Source organism: Brevibacterium sp. OS20, from assembly GCF_056837565.1.
The window spans coordinates 2,831,577-2,850,567 of the sequence record NZ_CM166367.1 but is presented as its reverse complement, the minus strand read 5'-3'; the positions used below and the strand labels follow the sequence as shown (position 1 = coordinate 2,850,567).

Annotated in this window: 16 protein-coding genes and 2 tRNA genes; 6 read left to right on the top strand and 12 right to left on the bottom strand. The window is 64.5% G+C overall.

The window, feature by feature from the left end; genetic code table 11:
* Positions 1 to 177 precede the first annotated feature (177 nt).
* The 6 genes from ACVZTU_RS12765 to ACVZTU_RS12740 form a co-directional block, all read right to left on the bottom strand.
* A tRNA-Lys gene (locus tag ACVZTU_RS12765) sits at positions 178 to 250 on the bottom strand.
* Between the two features lie 204 nt (positions 251 to 454).
* The gene (locus tag ACVZTU_RS12760) at positions 455 to 775 is read right to left on the bottom strand and encodes a GroES family chaperonin (RefSeq protein WP_039209700.1); all 321 of its coding nucleotides are present in this window, start codon (positions 773 to 775) and stop codon (positions 455 to 457) included.
* Complete coding sequence (locus ACVZTU_RS12755; protein ID WP_062862037.1) at positions 768 to 1,052, bottom strand: DUF3618 domain-containing protein; 285 nt, start codon at positions 1,050 to 1,052, stop codon at positions 768 to 770. Before ACVZTU_RS12755 ends, ACVZTU_RS12760 begins: the two co-directional genes overlap by 8 nt.
* A gap of 96 nt (positions 1,053 to 1,148) precedes the next feature.
* The gene (locus tag ACVZTU_RS12750) at positions 1,149 to 1,841 is read right to left on the bottom strand and encodes an ASCH domain-containing protein (RefSeq protein ID WP_482401755.1); all 693 of its coding nucleotides are present in this window, start codon (positions 1,839 to 1,841) and stop codon (positions 1,149 to 1,151) included.
* Positions 1,842 to 1,877: 36 nt separating this feature from the next.
* A complete protein-coding gene (locus ACVZTU_RS12745; protein WP_482400521.1) occupies positions 1,878 to 3,533 on the bottom strand; it encodes a hypothetical protein in 1,656 nt (551 codons plus the stop codon).
* Positions 3,534 to 3,664: 131 nt separating this feature from the next.
* Positions 3,665 to 5,350, bottom strand: a complete 1,686-nt coding sequence (locus ACVZTU_RS12740) for a hypothetical protein (RefSeq protein ID WP_482400520.1) — start codon at positions 5,348 to 5,350, stop codon at positions 3,665 to 3,667.
* 227 nt (positions 5,351 to 5,577) lie between these two features.
* Here ACVZTU_RS12740 and ACVZTU_RS12735 point away from each other — a divergent pair.
* From ACVZTU_RS12735 to ACVZTU_RS12720, 4 genes are all read left to right on the top strand, one after another.
* A tRNA-His gene (locus ACVZTU_RS12735) sits at positions 5,578 to 5,650 on the top strand.
* Between the two features lie 148 nt (positions 5,651 to 5,798).
* Positions 5,799 to 6,644 (top strand): ribokinase, encoded by an 846-nt coding sequence (locus ACVZTU_RS12730; RefSeq protein WP_482400519.1) that lies wholly within the window; start codon positions 5,799 to 5,801, stop codon positions 6,642 to 6,644.
* A 108-nt stretch (positions 6,645 to 6,752) separates the two neighbouring features.
* Positions 6,753 to 7,670 (top strand): dihydrodipicolinate synthase family protein, encoded by a 918-nt coding sequence (locus ACVZTU_RS12725; protein ID WP_482400518.1) that lies wholly within the window; start codon positions 6,753 to 6,755, stop codon positions 7,668 to 7,670.
* Positions 7,671 to 7,881: 211 nt separating this feature from the next.
* A complete protein-coding gene (locus tag ACVZTU_RS12720) occupies positions 7,882 to 10,035 on the top strand; it encodes a choice-of-anchor I family protein (protein WP_482400517.1) in 2,154 nt (717 codons plus the stop codon).
* Between the two features lie 95 nt (positions 10,036 to 10,130).
* On the opposite strand, the gene ACVZTU_RS12715 is transcribed toward ACVZTU_RS12720, so the two are convergent.
* Positions 10,131 to 10,949, bottom strand: a complete 819-nt coding sequence (locus ACVZTU_RS12715) for a siderophore-interacting protein (RefSeq protein ID WP_139468913.1) — start codon at positions 10,947 to 10,949, stop codon at positions 10,131 to 10,133.
* A gap of 128 nt (positions 10,950 to 11,077) precedes the next feature.
* A complete protein-coding gene (locus tag ACVZTU_RS12710; protein ID WP_139908515.1) occupies positions 11,078 to 12,409 on the bottom strand; it encodes a glutaminase in 1,332 nt (443 codons plus the stop codon).
* A gap of 248 nt (positions 12,410 to 12,657) precedes the next feature.
* Here ACVZTU_RS12710 and ACVZTU_RS12705 point away from each other — a divergent pair, with 248 nt between their 5' ends.
* Together ACVZTU_RS12705 and ACVZTU_RS12700 are read left to right on the top strand one after the other, a co-directional pair.
* On the top strand, positions 12,658 to 13,527 hold the full coding sequence (locus tag ACVZTU_RS12705; protein ID WP_482400516.1) for a hypothetical protein: 870 nt from the start codon (positions 12,658 to 12,660) through the stop codon (positions 13,525 to 13,527).
* The gene (locus tag ACVZTU_RS12700; protein WP_482400515.1) at positions 13,527 to 14,261 is read left to right on the top strand and encodes a hypothetical protein; all 735 of its coding nucleotides are present in this window, start codon (positions 13,527 to 13,529) and stop codon (positions 14,259 to 14,261) included. The genes ACVZTU_RS12705 and ACVZTU_RS12700 overlap by 1 nt, the downstream gene beginning before the upstream one ends.
* Positions 14,262 to 14,400: 139 nt before the next feature.
* Here the strand turns inward: ACVZTU_RS12700 and ACVZTU_RS12695 are convergent, their stop codons facing one another.
* The 4 genes from ACVZTU_RS12695 to ACVZTU_RS12680 all read right to left on the bottom strand — a co-directional run bounded on the left by ACVZTU_RS12695 (position 14,401) and on the right by ACVZTU_RS12680 (position 18,891).
* The gene (locus ACVZTU_RS12695) at positions 14,401 to 14,754 is read right to left on the bottom strand and encodes an antitoxin (RefSeq protein WP_172171146.1); all 354 of its coding nucleotides are present in this window, start codon (positions 14,752 to 14,754) and stop codon (positions 14,401 to 14,403) included.
* 139 nt (positions 14,755 to 14,893) lie between these two features.
* Positions 14,894 to 16,234, bottom strand: coding sequence for a Na+/H+ antiporter NhaA (nhaA, locus tag ACVZTU_RS12690; RefSeq protein ID WP_482400514.1), 1,341 nt, complete (start codon positions 16,232 to 16,234; stop codon positions 14,894 to 14,896).
* A 347-nt stretch (positions 16,235 to 16,581) separates the two neighbouring features.
* Complete coding sequence (locus ACVZTU_RS12685; protein WP_139468965.1) at positions 16,582 to 18,078, bottom strand: SulP family inorganic anion transporter; 1,497 nt, start codon at positions 18,076 to 18,078, stop codon at positions 16,582 to 16,584.
* Positions 18,079 to 18,156: 78 nt separating this feature from the next.
* Positions 18,157 to 18,891, bottom strand: coding sequence for an LmeA family phospholipid-binding protein (locus tag ACVZTU_RS12680; protein ID WP_482400513.1), 735 nt, complete (start codon positions 18,889 to 18,891; stop codon positions 18,157 to 18,159).
* Positions 18,892 to 18,991 lie beyond the last annotated feature (100 nt).

Below are 18,991 nucleotides of genomic sequence, written 5' to 3'. Positions count from 1 at the left end.
ATAGCCCACTCCGAGGTGAGCAGCCCAGTTTCAAGCATGGGCTGCTCACCCCCAGTTGGGCTATTGGCAAATCCCGCAGGCGAATGCTCCTCGCCGGAAACAGAACCCCACCGGCAGATGGTGTGAATGCGAAAGAACCGCCTCCGACCGAAGTCGAAGGCGGTTCTCTCTGTGCTGTGCACCCCCCGGGACTTGAACCCGGAACCCACTGATTAAGAGTCAGTTGCTCTGCCAATTGAGCTAGAGGTGCTTGCCGCACATGCTGTGCAACGAGAATTAATATTACTCAGGTGTCGACCGATCATGCAAACCGAGATCGGCCCATATTCAGTTTTGTGATGAAGGTCGCAAGCCCCTGGTCAGAGTCCCTTTGCCCGCGAATCCGGCGACCCGGAACCCGCTGATCAATAGTCCCTCCACCGCACCGGATTCGTCCTCGATGCCCGGAGGCACTTCAGAGATACATTCCGGAACTCGACTGTTCGGCCGGTTCGGAGATCGCGTGGACGTCGCGTTCGCGCAACAGCACATACGCGCGTCCCTCGAGCTCCACCTCGGCGAGTTCCTCGGGATCGTAGAGGACGGTGTCGCCGAGGTTGGCCTGCCTCACGTGCGGGCCGGCCGCTACGACCTTGCCCCACACGAGGCGTCTGCCCATGCTGGCGGTGGCGGGAATGACGATTCCCGCCGAGGATTTGCGTTCCCCGGCTTCCGCGCTGGGTTCGAGCAGGATCCGGTCATGGAGCATCCGGATCGGTAGTGCGGCATCAGCCACGCTTGCGACCGGAGAGTCCGACGATGAGGGCTGCCACACCGAGGACGGCACCGGCACCGAGTGCGATGATTTCGGGCTTGGGGGAGCCGTCTTCCTCGACGACCTCGGACTTCGCCTTGTTGACGGCGCGCGTCGCCAGCACCTTCGGGTGGATGCGGCCGACGAGCTCGTCGATGTTCTCGGCGATGCGCTCCTCGCGCAGTCGGATCGACTCCGCGAGCTGCGCGGTTGTCGCCTGGTCGACGGTCACATCTGAGGTGTAGACGTTGTCAGTCATCGGGTCGAGTCCTCCCGGTCGAGAATGCTTTGCTGCGTCTGTGACCTTGTGCCACAGTGCTTCGCTGTCCAGCTTAGCGGCTGGGCACTGCGAGTGTCAGATATCGGCCGCGGTTCGACGGAATCTTACGATCTCGACGCTCGCGTCCGCGGGCATGGTCGGGTAGTGACCGCGGAGATTGGCGATATACCGCTCCAATCCACACGAGCGGGTGAGGTCGAGATCCTCAGATCGCAGTTCGTCGAGTCGCTTCACCATCACCGAGGCGACTTCCACGGGGGGCGTGCCATGCGCGGTGTTCTCGAAGTACGCCAGAGCCGGACCCGTGCAGTGGCCTTCGTTCCACCGCACCGTCAGCGTCTTCGTCCCGTCCGCGACGGCCTCGAAGTATCTAGCGTGGAACCTCAGCAGCCGTTTGGGATCAGAATCCGGGTGCCGATAGGAGTGGGGGAGCAGGGCAGGGATCGGGGCAATCGACGTCTGGCCCGTGGTGTCGTCGGGTACGACGACGAGCGCATCGGGATGGAGGTCGAGGATGACCTGACGGCAGCGTCCGCACGGGGCCAGCACACCGCGGTTCCGGTCGCCAACCGCTGCGATCGTGACCAGGGGTCCGGCGTTCGCTGCCGCGGCGGCACCGATCACGACGAGTTCCGCGCAGGGCCCGCCGGTGAAGTGAAAGACGTTGACGCCGGTATGGATGCGACCGGAGGCGTCCATCGCGGCAGCGGCAACGGTGTGGTTGTCATCGCTGCCGAGTCCGCTAACGAGCTGCTCGGCAGCGGCGATGACTCGCAGTTCGGAGTCGAAGAGGTCCAGGCGGCCTCACTCCTGTTTTCCGCGGCGTCCCATGAGGTAGATGATGAACCCGACCGCGGCCATACCGGAGGCGGCGAGGACGAAGATGGGCCAGGAGCTGACGATCGTGGAGATGATGGATTCGCCGAACGAGGTCGCCGGATTCTGGTTGGCTCGCGGGGACGGCTGATCGCCACCCGTGATGAGGTCCGTATCGTCTTTGGGCGCAGGCTCGTCGGGGTTGCGAGGCACAGGGTCCGAGTAGTCAGGGGTTTCGGTATCCTCGTCATCCCCGGGCAGCCATTCATCACCAGCATTGCCGGGAATGGTCTCGCGCTCATCATCGGGGGAGCCGTTGCCGTTCGACGGGTCCGGGGTGGTGCCGTCGGCATCAGAGGCTCCGATCGACGAGCCGGAACCATCCTTGTCCGATTCCTTCTCGTCATCGTCGCCGGAGTCCGAATCGGAGCCCGACCTGTCGGAATCGCTGCCGCGTGAGCCGTCCGAGCCTGAGCCGGTGTCGGCGTCAGATTCTCGGCCGTCGGAGTCCTTGTCGCCCGATGAGTTCGCGCGATCCTTCGATCCCGAATCCGATGAGGTGGAGCCATCGGTCGAGGTGGTGCTGTCCGTTGAGGTGTCGCTGTCCGCAGACGACCCGTCCTTGCCGGCCCCGCGGTCGTTCGCAGAGCCGTCGTCGGAGGTGGCGCCGTCCTTACTGGCGGTCTTGCCGCCGTCCGGGTCACTGTCTGCCTCGGCACCTTCGGATGAGGTCGACCCATCCGCTGTTGGAGAGGGATCGCTGTCCGCCGTCCCACTGTCGGTATCGGAGTTCGAGCCGTCCTGATCGGCGCCCTCCGGGTCGGCGGATGCTTCGGCGTCGTCGCCGGATTCGTCATCAGGGTAGGGCTGCCCGTCGGTGACGGCGATCTGGCCACCGTTGTTGAGCGCGAAAGTCCACTTTGGATCAGGCCCCTTACCGGCATCAAAGTTCTCGAACTTCACTGGACCGGAGCCGTCGGCACCAACGATCACGCCGTCTTTGTTGAACTGAACAGTGTCCGGGATAGAAGCCTGTGCGGTCGCTTCGGCGACGGGCTGGCCGCTGTCGTCGGTGTCGGAGTCGTTCGTGGTCGAGTCCCCGGAATGGGTGTCAGACGATTGTGCCGGAATGCGCTTCATCGCCTGTTTGGGGGCTTTGAAAGGCTTTCCGACCCAACTCTTCGGCAAGGTTTCAGGCTTGCCGGCCGGTTCGGCCACCGTCATCGTTTTGGATGTTGGGTGCCATTCGGCTTCCAGCGGCTCCGCCACTTTGCACGGTCCGTTGGTGCCCGGCACCGGGTCGCCCTCTTCAGGAGGTGCACAGGCTTCGTCATATTCGGGATCGGGATCCGGATCGGTGTCCCCCTCTTTTGCGGCTTCGACTTCGGTCACGCCGTTGTCGGCGCTGCTCGAATCGGCGTCGGCACCGTCGGTGCCGTCGGCTGTCGAACCAGCGTCATCGCCGGAATCGGAATCTGCTCCGGCGGAAGCACCTGCCTCCGCGTTCGAACTGGCTTCGGCTGTGGGGGTCGGACTCGGCTGCGCGAATGCAGGTGTGAACGTCGCCGAGATGGGTAGTGCTGCCAGGGCAAGCGCGGCGCCGATTGCGGCGGCTCTGCGGCTGAACCTGTGTGAGACTGGCACTACGTTCCTTCGCGGTGGGGATTCCGACTTCATTGGGTCAAGGGGACATGACGTTCAGACACATCGGGCACTATCTTAATGTCTCGGCCAGATGTGTTAAAGCCGTAGGCGTGTTTCGCCGTGGCGCGGAATCAGCGATCCTGCGTCTCTGACTTCTTCGGATATGCGCGAACGGTCGAGTCGTCACCGAGCACCAGGGCCTCGTTGCCCTTGTCGACGACCGCCAGCAGGTCGGTGTCGGTCTTGAACGCCTGTTTGCCGGCGAGCAGGCACGAGGTGCTCGTGTCCATCGTGCAGGGCACGATGGATCCGCGCGGTTCGGAGAGATGGATATCACGGCTGGAGACGTCCATCAGCAGCAGACCCGTCTCCAGGTCGAAGAGATACGGACCGATGTAGGCGCGTTCTCCGGCCTGCCCGCGCACCCAGGACTTCTCGCCGACGATGTCGGTCGTCGTCGTCACGGTCGAGAGGATCGACCCGTCGTCGAGGGAGTGCACGACGAGCTGGATCCTGTGACCCGAGTTCGTCGAAGCGCCCTGTTCGCCCCACAACGTGATCGCCTTGCCGTGGCCAGCGGAGATCCAGTCGATGATCTTCAGTTCGTCGCCGGGGCTTTCGAGCTTGATGCTGCGTTCGTCGCCGGACTTGATGTTCTTCGCTGTGACCGGACCGTTCCAGTCCGAACTGAAGATCTCATCATCGTCGATGGCCATCGGTGTCGAGCCGGCCTGCGGGGTGGGCACGTCTTCCAGGCCCTCGGCGCCGAAGGTCGAGAGCTTGTTGCCCGACTTGATGAGCACGCTCTTGCCTGCGGAGGTGATGCGGGCTTTCTCCGGCAACTGGTAGGTCTTCGGCTTCGATTCCCCGTCGAAGAGCGCCTCGGCGGTATTGCCCGACTGCCACAGCAGGGCCGGGCGGCCGTCGATGACGGTATCGACGGCAAAGGTCGGGGACTGATCGATCTTGGCTTTGTACCGGGACTTGCCGGTGTCGGCGTCGAGGACTTCGAGGCGGTTGTCGTTGACGAGGAGCACGCCGCGATCGGAGGCTGTCACCGAGGCGCGCTTGGGCACCTCGGCTTCCCACGTGGGGGAGTTGTCGTAGCTGGGAACTATGTCCTGGGTATTGTCGACGGAGAGTTCGGAGGCGGGGTTGACCTGCTGCTCCGAACCGATCGTCTGCGGGGTATCGGGGGAGTCGATGGGGACGATATTGGGAACGACGAAGGCGCCGATCATAAGGATCGCCAGACCGATGAGCACGAGTCCTGGGATGGTGATCTTCTTCAGTCGCTGCGGACGGTTGCGTGTCGACCGTTTGCGCACCGGTGTCTTCTTCACTGTCGGCGTGGCCGGTGCGGCCGGTCCGGAGAACGGAGTGCCCATCGGGTAGCTGTCGCCGTTCGACCCTGATGAGTCGTCATAGGCTGCGAAGCCGTTCTGCCCGCTGGCGGACTGGCCGTGTGTGCTCTGGCCGTTCGTGTTCTCGCCGCCTGTGTTCTGGTCGGCGTCGTCCGGTTGTCCGGCCGTCTCAGCCGAACCATGCGCGGACGAAGCGGTCGATGATTCGTCCGCGACCTCCTCGGCGCCGGTGTTGTATTTGGGAACCGCCCCGACTCGGCCATTCACATCGATGCCGATCTCGGTCGTCTTCGTACCGTCGTCGATCGTCACGGTCAGGGGAGTCGCGGTCTCCTTGGCATAGTCGCCGAGGTAGGAGATGGCCTGTCCGGTGTCCGAATAGCGACTCGTCGCCCCGTTGAGGGTGGTGTAGGTGAACCCGTCATCAGAGACGGAGATCAACGCACGAGGCATGTACAGGGTTCCTTGACAGCTATCGAGGACAGGGCCGAGTCAATACTAATGAATGTCGAGGGTCGCTCCTACCAGTTTTCCGAAACCGTTATAGATCGCTACTGAATCGTTGCATGTAATGAGATCTGCGTCTCATCGGGCCGAAGGGGCGGTTCTGGTTTGCCCGGGTCAGGCGGGTGCGGTTAAGATGTATCTTGCTGTCTGCGCCTGAAGGCGCAGCGCATGTGGTGGGTATAGCTCAGCTGGTAGAGCGCCGCGTTGTGGTCGCGGATGTCGCGGGTTCAAGTCCCGTTACTCACCCCGATCGGGAAGCCCCGTGATCTGTGCAGATGGATCGCGGGGCTTCTCTCATGTTCGCTGTGTGCCCACGTTTTGCCAACACCCGCCCGATTCCGATCGCCGACAATCGTCGTCGATCCGCCCTCTTTCGATCGTCGATAATGGGGCCATGACCATCGACTGCTCCCTGACGGTCGTCGGCAGCATCAACGCCGATATCACCGCCACCACTTCCCGACTTCCCGCCGCCGGCGAGACCGTGGGAGGAGGCAGACTGTCCCGTTCTCCCGGCGGTAAGGGGGCGAACCAGGCCGCCGCTGCCGCACGCCTCGGTGCGCGGACCCGCATGATCGGTGCGGTCGGCCCAGACTCCGACGGCAGGGCAATGCTCGAGGCCCTCCGCTCCGCCGGGGTGGATACCGATGACATCGCCGAGGCGACCGCCGAGACCGGGACCGCGCTCATCATGGTCGACGCCCACGGTGAGAATCAGATCGCAGTCTGCGAAGGAGCGAATGCCGAGGTCAGCCTCGACGGAATCGAATTCCGGGCCGACGAGGCCGTGCTCACTCAACTCGAGATCTCCCTCGATCTCATCGTCGAGCTCGCGAACCATGTGCCCGGGTTCCTCGCCGTCAATGCGGCTCCCGCCCTTCAACTGCCCGCCGAGGTGGTCGACCGTGCCGACCTCATCATCGTCAACGAATACGAGTACTCCCAGCTGCCGCAGCTGCAGAACGCGAAGCTCGTGGCCGTCACCTACGGGGCGGAAGGATCGGCACTGCTGCAGAGAGGTGAGCAGATCGCCTTCGCCGAGGCGGTCCCCGCAAATCCCGTGAGCACCGTCGGTGCCGGAGACGCCTACTGCGCGGCGCTGACCATCGGCCTGACCAGCGGACTCGAACCGGAGCGCGCGCTGCGGGCTGCCAACGCCGTCGGTGCGGCGGCCGTGGAGGTCGCCTCGGCGCAGCCGGACTTCGATCGGTTCGAGATGTACCTGCCTACTCTCGACTGACCTGGCAGACTGAACGCAAGCGGACCCATCCGCTGCTGCCACACGAGTCTCGTTGCCGCCACCCGAGGTTCGCGCCATCGGTGGCCCACGTCCACCCGAGGAGGATCATTGACGAACACCCCCGACCCGTCCCTGTTCACGGGACTGAGCGCCTTCCCTCTGACCCCGGTGAAGAACGACTCCATCGACGAGGATGCCTTCGTCGGTCTCATCGAACGTCTCGTCCTCGCCGGAGTCGACTCGATCACGGCGCTCGGATCGACCGGTTCGCACGCTTACCTCGACACCGACGAACGCGCCCGGGTGGCGCAGCTGAGCGTCGAATCCGCCCTCGACATCCCTGTTTTCATCGGAGTCGGTGCACTGCGGACGAGAGACGTTCTGGCCAATGTCGCCTCCGCCGAAGCTGCCGGGGCGCAGGGGGTGCTGCTGGCGCCGGTGAGCTATCAGCCGCTGACCGATGACGAGGTGTTCGCACTCTTCCGCAGCGTCACCGAGTCCACCGATCTGCCCGTCGTCGTCTACGACAACCCCGGAACCACGCACTTCACGTTCACCACCGAACTCTATTCACGACTGGCCGGGCTCGACGGTGTGGCCTCGATCAAGATCCCCGGAACACCGGCCTCGCCCGCCGGATGGGACGAGCGCATCGGAGAGATCCGTGCGGCCATCGGCAGTGAGGTGACGATCGGCATCTCCGGCGATGCCTACGGTGCCGAGGGCCTCATCGCCGGCTGTGACGCCTGGTATACGGCGGTCGGCGGCACCATCCCCGAGCCGATGCTCGCGATCACGCGGGCCGCGGAACTCGGCAATGCACAGCTCGCCCGCGAACTCTCGGCCGAGCTGCAGCCGCTGTGGGATCTGTTCACCGAATTCGGCGGAAGCCTGCGCGTGACCGCCGCCATCGCCGAACATCTCGCGCTCGTGAGTGCGGACAGCCTGCCCCTGCCGGTCCGCGATCTCGACGCGGCGGCGAAGCGCAAGGTCGCCGAGGTGGCCGACAACCTCGATCTCGGCTGAGTCTTCCCTGGCGACGTCACCGGCCGCTCGCCTCAGCGCCGAGCGCTCACTGTATACGTATAACGTGAGCGGTCGACGTTCACTGACGCAGTCGCTGAGTGTGTTCACCATCCGTCCATCTGCGGTTCGGAACCGGTCCATTCCGGGTGCCTATGAATAGGTGTTTGCGGGTTCAGTCGGCCCGCGACGCCCAATCGATCCCGGAGAACCGATGCCGATCCCACTGTCCGCGAAGACGCTCACGGCCCAGGCGGCCGCCCTCCTGCTGGCCACCGGTTTCACCGTCGGCGGCACGGGGCCAGGCACGAGCACCGCTCACGCCGCGGAAGTGGACGATCCCATCAGCTCCTCGGCCTCGGACGCGCAGATCGAGATGGGCTTCCTCGGGTCCCACGAAACCGGACAATTCGACGAATCCGCCGCCGAGATCACCGCCGTCCACGGCGACACGGTCTTCACTGTCAACGCCCAGGCGGCCACCGTAGACGTCATCGACGCCTCCGACCCGACCAACCCGCAGAAGGTCTCCGAGATCACCGGCACCGGGGCCGCGAACTCGATCTCCATCCGTGAGGACGGCCTCGGCGTCATCGCGCTCGAGGACGAGGACAAGACGCAGCCGGGCACCGTGATGTTCTTCGACGCGAACGACCCTGAGGCGGACATCCTCGGCGAGGTTCCCGTCGGGTCCCTGCCCGACATGGTCACCGTCACTCCGGACGGCAGCCATGCCCTGGTCGCGAACGAGGGCGAACCGGCCGATGATTTCTCGACCGACCCCGAAGGCTCGGTGTCCGTCATCGATCTGCCCGCCGAGGTGGCCGCGCCGTCGGACTCGGACGTGCACACTGCGGACTTCCACGAGTTCGAGGACGGCGGAGCGAAGACCCTGCCCGAGGATGTGCGGATCTTCGGACACACACCCGAAGAGGACCTGCCGATCTCGCGCAATCTCGAACCCGAGTACATCACTGTCGTCGGTGACAGGGCCTACGCGACCTTGCAGGAAGCGAACGCGATCGCGGTCGTCGATATCGCCTCGGCGTCGGTCGAGGAGATCCTCCCGTTGGGCCTCAAAGATCATGGCCAGGCCGGCAACGGACTCGATGCGTCGGACCGGGATCCCGAGGACGCTCCGACCGTGAACATCACGGAGTACGAGGGGCTCAAGGGCGCCTATATGCCCGATACGATCTCGACGTTCACCTCCGGCGGCACCGATTACCTCGTGACCGCGAACGAGGGCGACTCCCGTGAGTGGGGCGACTTCGTCGATGCGGCCAGGGTCAAGGACCTCGGCGAGGACGGCCTCGCACCGGTGTGCGAGACCTCGCCGCTGGCCGACAAGCTCGGCGACGAAGACCTCGGACGGCTGAACATCATCACCGATCTGGGTCTGAGCGAAGACGGCGACTGCTATGAGGAGCTCGTGGCGTTCGGCGCCCGCTCATTCTCCGTGTGGACCACCGACGGGAAGCTCGTCGCCGATTCCGGGGACGAGTTCGAGAAGCTGACCTCCGAGGCGGTGCCCGAATTCTTCAACTCCAACCATTCCGAGTCGAACCTCGAAGGACGCAGCGACGACAAGGGCCCAGAGCCCGAGGCGCTGACCATCGGCGAGGTGGGGGAGACGACCTACGCGTTCGTCGGCTTCGAACGCATCGGCGGAATCGCGGCCTTCGACCTCAGCGACCCGAGCGCCCCGAAGTTCGCGACCTACTTCAACAACCGGGACTTCTCGGTCTCCGTCGAGGACGAGATCGAAGATGCCTCGGATCCTGCTGCACTGCTCTCGAGCGCTGGAGACCTCGGACCGGAGGGCATCACGTTCCTCGGCGCCGATGAGTCGCCGACGAATGAGGCTGCGCTCGTCGTCGGCAATGAGGTCTCGGGAACGACAAGTCTCTACTCGGTGGCCGATCTCGCGAACGGTGGAGACGACGGCGACGATGAGAACGCCGGGACTGACGAGGATGCTGGTGCCGATGAGAACGCCGGGACAGATCAGGACGCCGGCGCAGACGACAACGCGGGTGCCGACGACAACGCGCACGAGGATGCTCAGGCTGACGCGGCCGGCAGTGAGTCCAACTCCGAGGCCGGTGCGAACGACAACGCTCGGGCCGATGCGGGCAGCGAAGCGGATTCGCGCGCTGACGGTGCGGTTGCTGACGGGGCGGAGTCGGACAGCGAAGCTGGCTCGAGTGCAGACGGTTCCGAAGCTTCCAACGACGCCGACGGTGACGGTGGCCCGCTGCCGCGCACCGGTGCCGACCTCGGTCAGTACCTCATCCTCGGCGGCATCGCTGTCGGTCTCATCGCCATCGGCACAGCGGCCTACTTCTTCGCCCGCCGTCGCAGCTGAACCCCAGCCGATCGCTCACCCTATGGCGTGAGCGGTCGGCGACAACTCGAGCGGTCGACGGCGACCTGAGCGGTCGCTGTGACCAGGCAGGGAAATCAGTCGATCTGGCCGATGGGCTCGCGCTTCTCGGCCTGGAACTGGTCCTCGGCACGGCCGCGGGCCCAATACGCCGAGATCGACAGCGACTCCCGCGGCACTTCGCGGTCCTTGAGGATCTTGCGGATCGCCTTGATCGTCTCGCGCTCGCCGTGGGCGAAGACCTGCGGAGTGCCCGCACGCCACTCGAGCCCCTCAACTGCGGCAATGAGCTCGTCGTCCGAGTCCACCCATCTCACCTCGACGCCTTCCGGCGCCTCGGGCAGAACGCGATCGGCGTCGTCGGCGACATAGGCCAGGACGACCCCGGCGGCTCCGGTGGGCATGGCCTCGATGGCCGAACTCACCGCGGGGATCGCGGAATGGTCGCCGATGAGCAGGTGCCAGTCGGATTCGGCGGCAGGGGCGTACTTGCCGCCCGCGCCGGAGAGGACCAGCGTGTCTCCCGGCTTCGCGCTCTTCGCCCACGGTCCGGCGATTCCGTCATCGTCGTGGATGACGAAGTCGATGCTCAGCCACTTCTCGTCCAGGTTGATCTCGCGCACCGTGTAGGTACGGCGACTCGGCAGCTTCTCGGGGGATTGCTCGCGCAGCTTCGTCAGGTCGTAGGGCGGGACGAGCCCGTGTGCCGGATCGGCGAAGAGGAGCTTGACGTACTTGTCGGTCGCATCGTTCGAATCGATGTTGTCGAAGGTGTCCCCGCCGAGGCGGATCCGCACCAGGTGCGGGCTGACTTCGGTCGTCTCGAGCACGGTGAGAACAGCCTGCTGGCGGACGGGTCGTGCGGTGCGTTCGGGGGTGTTGGGTGCGGTCGTCACAGGCGGCCTTTCTCAAACGGGGTGCCCCTGGAAGCTCACGGTCGGCCTTGAAGTGTGGAGCCGCCTCGGCGCAGGGGTTCAGTAAGGCTCACCTTATCAAATCTCTGTCGACCACCCACCGGCCCCCGTCAGTTGGAGCGGTCGGCCATCTCCCGACGACGATCGTCGCGGATGCGTTTGAGTCCTTTGACCGATTTGAGCGAATCGAGGATCTGCACACCTGGAAGGGCGGAGTTCGGTCCTTTGCACTGCATCATGTCGTCGGGGTCGAGCAGGACCACGCGGATCCCATCGTCCTTCATTCGTGACAGCGCCTCGGTGAGCATGCTCCGGGCGACGGAGTTGATCTCGTTGACGCGGCGCAGGTCGAGGACGAAGGTGTTCGTGGTGGAACCGGGTTCGTCCATCGTGCGCAGGACGTTCTCCGAACCGCTCCACTGGATGAGTCCCTGCAGGCTGCAGATGCGGACCATTTTGCCCTCAGAGTCGACGAAGCGACGGTCGCGGCGGATGATCGAGCGGGCCGGTTCCGGAGCATCCATGATGTGCAGGCTCAGCCGATCTGAGAGGTCCTGGAAGATCTTTGCTCCGCGCACGCTCGTGCCGTGCCTGTCCAGCCGCGGAGAGAACGTGGCGATGCCGACCTGACCGGGCATGACACCGAAGACACCGCCGGAGACTCCGCTCTTGGCGGGGATCCCGATCTCTGTCATCCAGTCGCCGGCCGCGTCGTACATGCCGCAGGTCATCATGACTGCGAGCACCTGCCGATTGACCCTGGGGGAGAGCACCTGTTCGCCGGTCAGCGGGTTGATGCCGCCGCCGGCCAGCGTCGAGGCCATGATGGCGAGGTCCTTGACAGTGACGGTGATCGCGCACTGTTCGATATAGCCGCGGACCACCTCGTCGGGGTCGTCATAGAAGATGTCGTAGGACCGGAGCATGTTCGCGATGGCGACGTTGCGGTAGGCTTCCCGCCATTCGCCGTCGGCCACCGATTCGTCGATCGACAGCTCTCGGCCGGCGAACCGAGAGAGTCCGGCGCGCACGATCTCCGTGCGTTCGGCCAAGCTTGCACCCGGATCGCCGAGGATGGAGTGGATGGTCATGGCCCCGGCGTTGATCATCGGGTTGAGCGGCCGACCCGACTTCTTGTCCAGGGAGAGCTCGTTGAACTTCTCACCGCTGGGTTCGACGCCGACCATCTCGAGGACCCCGGCCAGGCCCTCCTGCTCGAGGGCGAGGCCGTAGATGAAGGGCTTCGACATCGACTGGATCGAGAACTCATAGTCGGCATCGCCGGAGGTGTACTCGACGCCGTCGAGGGTGGAGATGCAGATCGCGAGCTTCTCCGGATCCGCTGAGGCGAGGTCCGGGATATAGTCCGCATTCTCGCCGGACCGATCCGGTCGGAATCGGTCGAGCGTCTCATCGAGGAAATCCGGGATAGGCGATCGCATGGCACCTCCTGCTGCAGTCGTGGTCGGTGGGCACAGCGTAGCTTGACGCAGACTGCCATTCTCACACACTCCTCCGCCGGCTGCCGATCGTCGGCAGCAGAGCCACCGGTTCGGCCGAACGGGGCCGGTGCGGAGGTACTTCGATGACGCACTCAGCGGCACAGTCTCAGCGCCGCACCCAGCGATTGTTCCAGGTCTGGCACCGACTGTGCAGCTCCTGTGACGGGACCCGGCCATAGTGTGAAGTCATGACCCGCCCCAAGCTGCTCCTCCTCATCGGCATCGCGTTCACTGTCGCCTTCATCGGCGTGATCGTGATCGCGCTGGTGCTGCGGTACTCGGCTCCCCACCCTGAGACCAAAAGCCTGCCCGAACATGCGCTGACCCCGCAGGAAACCATCACCGAGGTGGACCCGCACAGAGACGGCACCGTGCAGATCCGCCAAAGGCTGATCTTCGAAAGCCCGCCTGAAGGCGGAAAACCGGTCGGTCTGTGGATCAGTGATGTCGGCGTGGGCAGTGATCCGCGGACCGGCAACAGGCTGGCGATGATGCCGAAGCCGTCGGCGCTGAGAGCAGTCGAGCTGAGCACAGCCGACGATTCGACCCAGGCATCGCCGAAGACAGTCGGAGAGCTGCACATCGACGTCGAAGAGACGAAGCAGGAGGGCTTCGACCACCCGCGGGTTCTCTTCGAGTTCACCTCGCAGGATTCCGACGGAAAGGCCGTGCCGTGGAGCGAAGGCCGTCATGTCGTCGAGCTCGAATACGTCCTTGACGATGTGTTCATCACCGTGGCCGGCGAGGAATTCTTCGCCGTGCCCGTCCCCGTGATCGGGAATGGTCAGCGCACACCGACGACGCACACTTTGGACATCGACACCGACGGGCCGGTGTACTGTCCGGCCGACAACGTCGACTTCGATCTTGGTGACGGGTGTGACGCTGAGGCATTCTCGCGAGTCGATGACAGCGATGCGATCAACAGCGGCGACGCGGCCGAAGACGGAACCCATATGGTCTGGCGGGAGTCCCTGACGGACAGTCATGAAATCATCGCCTTCACTCCTCCCACAGGAATGACAGTATCCCCGATCCCTGCAGAGGAGAGGCAGTGATGAGCGAGACGAAGAGAGGATTCGGAACCCGGGGAGCGTTCTCCATTATGGCGGCGCTCGCCGTGACTGCGGTGATCACGACTGTGATCGCAGCGCCCGGCGGAGTGGATGCAGCGCCGAACCCGCTGCGAGACAAGACTGCTGAGCACACGGTCAGCATCGCCGCCGATGGCAGCTACTCGGTGCGGATGGATACGAAACTCGAGCTGGCGCTGGAGACAGCATGGGGATTCGGTGGTGACATCCATGACGGATTCCGCCTGCCCGACTCCAAGTCTCTGCTGCCGCCGTACCTGCGTGCGCGCTATTCGAATCCGCAGGGAACCATCGATTCGGCTCCCGCCGAGGCGACTATCGAGGAAGAGCTGCATTCCGTCGATATCGGATTCTCCACAGACAGGCTCACTGCAGGAGCTCATCGAGGGGTCCTCAACTACGAGGTGGCGGGGGCAGCGGTGCCTGCAGCAGACATGAACGGCGATCAGGACAATGGCGTCGTCGTGTATGTCCGTCCCTTGGACCGAGGAGACCTCGTCATCGAGTCCGCGGCACCGATCTCTGCCGTCGACTGTGAGGTCTTCTCTCCTCGTGGCGAGTCATGCGGAGAGAAGACGGGGGACTCGTGGACTGTACCGGCCGAGGATCTCCTGCACGATCGTGCTGTCATCGACGCAGTGCGGATCACGATCGACGCCGATCCGAAGGGTGTGCCGGCCCCGGACATCGATTCCTGAGCCAGGATTGTCTGCACAGTCGCATATCTGACCCTGCTGGCCGCACCGTCAGCCGCACCGCTGCGTCCGCTTAAGACCGCCGAACAGAGATCGAGCCCCTGCCGCAGTCGGCAGGGGCTCGATCAGGTGACGCAGATGATCAGCGGTTTCCGGCAGGTCCGTTGCCGCCGTCGAGACCGTTGTCGCCACGATCATCTCCGCGGACATCGTTCCCACGAACGTCGTCGCCGCGGTTCGCACCGCCGGGCTGATCGTCGCTGCGATTCGCTCCACCGGTCTGATCACGGTCATTGCCGATGGCATTGTCGGCGGCGTCCCGGGCCTTCTTGATCTTGTCCGAGTGCTTGCCTCCGGTCAGGGAGTCAGCGACACCGGCGGCCTTGTCGAGGACCGAGTCGGTGACCTTCTCAGCTTTGTCAGAATTGAGCTTGTCCTTGATCTTGGGATCGTTGGCGAGGTTCTTGGCCTTGTCGAGGAATTTGTCGAATGCCATGGCACGGTCCTTCTCAGTTGGTCGAATACACTGTCGATGCTGATCGTGGGGATGAACACGGACGATTCGAAGCCTAGTGCGGCTGTCTGTGACGGAACTGGCAATCGCCCGGTGCGGATTCGCTGGTCACCGAGCTCGTTCACACCTGCGACCGTCGATGGTGCGCCTGAGACCGGCGACGGTGCTGGGCATTTCGGACGGTGAGGATGAGAGCGGCGAGTGCCGCCGAGAACAGAGAGGCGCTGAGGACGGCAACCTTCGCCACATCGTGTTCGATCGAACCGGCGGTGAAGCTGAGCTCGGCGACGAGGAGCGAGACGGTGAAGCCGATGCCGGCAAGCAGCCCGATGCCGGTGAGATCGGCCCAACGCAGACTGGGATTCAACCCACCGGTGAACCGGGTGACCAACCAGGTGGAGACGAGGATGCCGACCGGCTTGCCCACGACCAGTGCCGTCACGATCCCGTAGGTCAGTGGGTGGGAGAACGCCGAGGCCAGACCGTGGGTTCCGCCGATATCGACGCCGGCGGCGAAGAATGCGAAGACCGGGACGGCGAAACCGGCCGACAGCGGTCGAAGGCGGTGCTCGAGCGCCTCGGCGAGGTCGATTCCGGACCTACTGTCGGCATCCGGATCGAGGTCGCTGGAGGCACCGTGATCGGTGCCGATCGCGCGGTTCGAACCACGACCGACGACGGCGGGGATCGTGAAGCCCAGCAGCACTCCGGCGATGGTCGCGTGGACGCCGGAGGCGTGCATGAACGCCCAGGCGGTGAGGCCGAGGGGCAGGAGGATGACCCACGAGGCCCAGGTACGGTCGACGAAGAAGCGACGGAAACGGCTCGCGATGAGCCCGTAGACGATGACGATTCCGAGCGCCGCGACAAGGGGGAGAACCGCGATGGACTCGGTATAGAAGATCGCGATGATCGCGATCGCCAGCAGATCGTCGACTGCGGCCAGGGTCAGCAGGAAGAGGCGCAGCGCTTTCGGCAGGTGGGAGCCGACGATCGCAAGGACGGCGACGGCGAAGGCGATGTCTGTCGCGGTGGGGATCGCCCAGCCGCGCAGGAGCTCCGGGCGGGTGAGCAGAAACGCCGCACAGATGAGGGCGGGGACGAGGACGCCGCCGGCCGCCGCAGTGATCGGGACGACGGCGGTGCGGAGCCGACGCAGGTCACCGCGGGTGAATTCCGCCTTGAGCTCGATGCCGACGAGGAAGAAGAAGATTGCGAGCAGTCCGTCGGCGGCCCATTGCCCGATGCTCAGCCGCAGATGCCACGGTTCGTAACCGAACTCGATATCGCGGAGTGCGAAGTATCCGGCCGACGCCGGTGAGTTCGCCCAGATCAGAGCGGCAGCTGCGGCGACGAGGAGAAGGGCGCCGCCGACGGTGTCGCTGCGGAGCGCCTGGAACAAGCGCTGTCCCAGAGGGGTCGGTGAGGCGAGTGGTGAAGCGGTTGCAGAAGTGGTGGTCACAGTGATCCCGTTCGTGGTCGGCAGAGAAAAGGGTTCGACCCGAAGAGTGGATGTGCAGACTGTGCTCAGTTCGTCGACACTGAGCGTACGTACGTGAATCGAGCGGACGTCGTCGGCTCGGACGATGAACTCTGTCGGAAGATCACACCAGGGGTCGGGGCGGAAGATCTCCGCGTCCGAACGGCTGTGTGCCCGACTGCATTTCGCCCCACGAAGTGATGTAGCCGTTGGTGCCCGAGTGCGGAAGAACCCACACTTTCGGGCGGAAAGCGGCATCCGGGGCTGACTGTGACATTGCGGACAGTCTACCTCAGCGGATCGCGCGCCTGCCCGACTTCACCGGGCAGTTATCCCAGCCCGCCGGAGAGTCGCGTATGCAGAGTCTCGGTATACGCATTCATTCCGGTGATCTCCACGTTCGTGCCCAGCGCCTCGTACTTCGTCACGATCGCATCGAGGGCGGCCACTGTCGACGCATCCCAGACATGCGATTCCGTCATATCGATGACGACCTGATCGGGATCATGTGTGTATCGGAACTGAGTGGTCAGGTCATTCGAGGAGGCGAAGAAGAGCTCGCCGCGGACCACGTACCGGGCGACCGCCTCGGTGACCGTGCGCTCGACGGTGACGAAGTGGGCGACCCTCCGAACGAAGAGCACACTGGCCACGAACACTCCGACAACAACGCCGATGGCGAGGTTGCCGGTGGCGACGACGACGGCGACGGTGGCGATCATGACGAAAGTCTCGGACTTCGGCAGCATCTTAAGCGTCGAGGGACGGATGGAATGCCAGTCGAAGGTGTCGACGCAGACCATCATCATGATGGCAGCGAGTGCGACCATCGGGATCATGCCGACGATGTCGCCGAGCACGACGACGAAGATGAGCAGGAACGCTCCGGCCATGAACGTCGAGATCCGAGTCCTCGCCCCCGAAGCGCGGACATTGATCATCGTCTGCCCGATCATCGCGCAGCCGCCCATCCCGCCGAAGAGGCCGGAGATCATGTTCGCAGCCCCTTGACCCCAGGACTCACGGGTCTTGTTCGAGTGCGTGTCGGTGATCTCGTCGACGAGCTTCGCCGTCATGAGCGACTCCATCAGCCCGACCAGTGCCATGGCCAGCGAGTAAGGGGCGATCGTCGTAAAGGTCTGCCAGGTCAGCGGCACATGCGGGATGAAGAGTTCGGGCAGACTGCGCGGCAGCTCGCCCTGGTCGCTGACAGTAGGGACATCGACGGCGAACACGACGACGATGCCGGTGATGATCACGATCGTGATCAGCGGTGCCGGTACGATCTTCGTCAGCTTCGGCATGAACACGAGCACGACGATGGCGATGGTCAGCAGAGGGTAGACCATCCACGGCACTCCGATGACGTGGGGGACCTGTGCTGCGAAGACGAGGATCGACAGGGCGTTGACGAAGCCGACCATGACGCTGCGGGGGATGAACCGGATGAGCTTCGCGACTCCGGCCACGGCCAGCAGGATCTGGAACACACCCGCGAGCATGACGGTGGCGATGAACATGTCCATCCCGTGCTCGCGGGCGACGGGGGCGATGACGAGGGCGACGGCTCCCGTCGCCGCGGAGATCATGGCCGGGCGCCCGCCGAGGAACGCGATCGAGGTGGCCATGATGAATGCGGAGAACAGCCCGACCTTCGGATCGACTCCGGCGATGATCGAGAACGCGATCGCCTCGGGGATGAGGGCGAGCCCCACGACGAGTCCGGCCAGGACCTCACGGGTGAGCAGCCTCGGTGAGGTCAGTGCGGTGAGGACGGTCGGATCGGGGCGGTAGCGGCGGGCATCGTCGGCGGTCTCGGCGGGAATGGGAGTCGTCACGACCGGAACATTACCCGATCGCCGAGGCGGCCCGACCCGACCACGGCCGCCCGGGGTCCCAGCGGGTCACTGCAGGCTGACGCCGGAACCGTGGAGGCGGACTTGCAGTCCCGAGTCGGTGGCGGTGATGTCGGTGAGTTCGAGTCCGGCGGGCAGGAAGTCGAGATCGATGACGATATCGGAGATCTCCGAGGTGAGGAAGCCAGGCAGGCGATCGAGGGAGAACTCCGCCGAACCCAGCTTGATCGTCGTCGCGTCGACGACGGCCCGCCTGCCGTCGGCCTTCGGGTCGATGCCCACAAGCAGATCCTGACCGAGCATCGACCCCTTGAGGAAGAGTTCGCCGTCGACGGTCGTGAACGACATCCCCTCGGGCAGGTTCGCATGTTCGGCTGCGAGCTCGTCGAGGGTCGAGTGGGGGAGCACTGCAGTGCCGTCGACGGTGCCGATCGGCTTCGACCCGCCGGTGGGAACGTCATAGAGCTTCGCATCGACATCGGTGAAGTCGACACCCTCATAGGTGGCCTCATCGGCGGTGACATGCACCGAGTTCAGTTCTTTGGAAGCCAGCTGCGTGAGGATGGGGAAGCCTTCGACGGAGACCTCGGCTTCACCGTAGTCGGCAAGTCCGTCGGCGATGCGCTGCTCCGTGGTGTAGTCGACGATGCGGTCGGCCGCGACACTGCCGATCATGAGGGTGAAGACGATGACGACCGCGGAGACGATGAACGTCGTGCGCCGGCTGCGACGTCGAGGCCGGTCATCCGGCCGCGGGTACTGAAGGGTCTGCGCCGTGGTCATGGGCTCCATTGTTCCGCACTCGCCGGTCCGTTCGCATTCGCCGGTTCGTTCGCGCTCGCCGGTTCGTTCGCGCTCGCCGGCTCGGCCGAGTCGAAGGTCC

What these genes read in the sequence shown, in the direction of transcription:
- ACVZTU_RS12755 (WP_062862037.1), bottom strand. Translation starts at nt 1,052, where the DNA reads ATGACTGACAACGTCTACACCTCAGATGTGACCGTCGACCAGGCGACA.
- ACVZTU_RS12740 (WP_482400520.1), bottom strand. Translation starts at nt 5,350, where the DNA reads ATGCCTCGTGCGTTGATCTCCGTCTCTGATGACGGGTTCACCTACACC.
- ACVZTU_RS12730 (WP_482400519.1), top strand. Translation starts at nt 5,799, where the DNA reads ATGACCATCGACTGCTCCCTGACGGTCGTCGGCAGCATCAACGCCGAT.
- ACVZTU_RS12720 (WP_482400517.1), top strand. Translation starts at nt 7,882, where the DNA reads ATGCCGATCCCACTGTCCGCGAAGACGCTCACGGCCCAGGCGGCCGCC.
- ACVZTU_RS12710 (WP_139908515.1), bottom strand. Translation starts at nt 12,409, where the DNA reads ATGCGATCGCCTATCCCGGATTTCCTCGATGAGACGCTCGACCGATTC.
- ACVZTU_RS12705 (WP_482400516.1), top strand. Translation starts at nt 12,658, where the DNA reads ATGACCCGCCCCAAGCTGCTCCTCCTCATCGGCATCGCGTTCACTGTC.
- ACVZTU_RS12700 (WP_482400515.1), top strand. Translation starts at nt 13,527, where the DNA reads ATGAGCGAGACGAAGAGAGGATTCGGAACCCGGGGAGCGTTCTCCATT.
- ACVZTU_RS12695 (WP_172171146.1), bottom strand. Translation starts at nt 14,754, where the DNA reads ATGGCATTCGACAAATTCCTCGACAAGGCCAAGAACCTCGCCAACGAT.
- ACVZTU_RS12680 (WP_482400513.1), bottom strand. Translation starts at nt 18,891, where the DNA reads ATGACCACGGCGCAGACCCTTCAGTACCCGCGGCCGGATGACCGGCCT.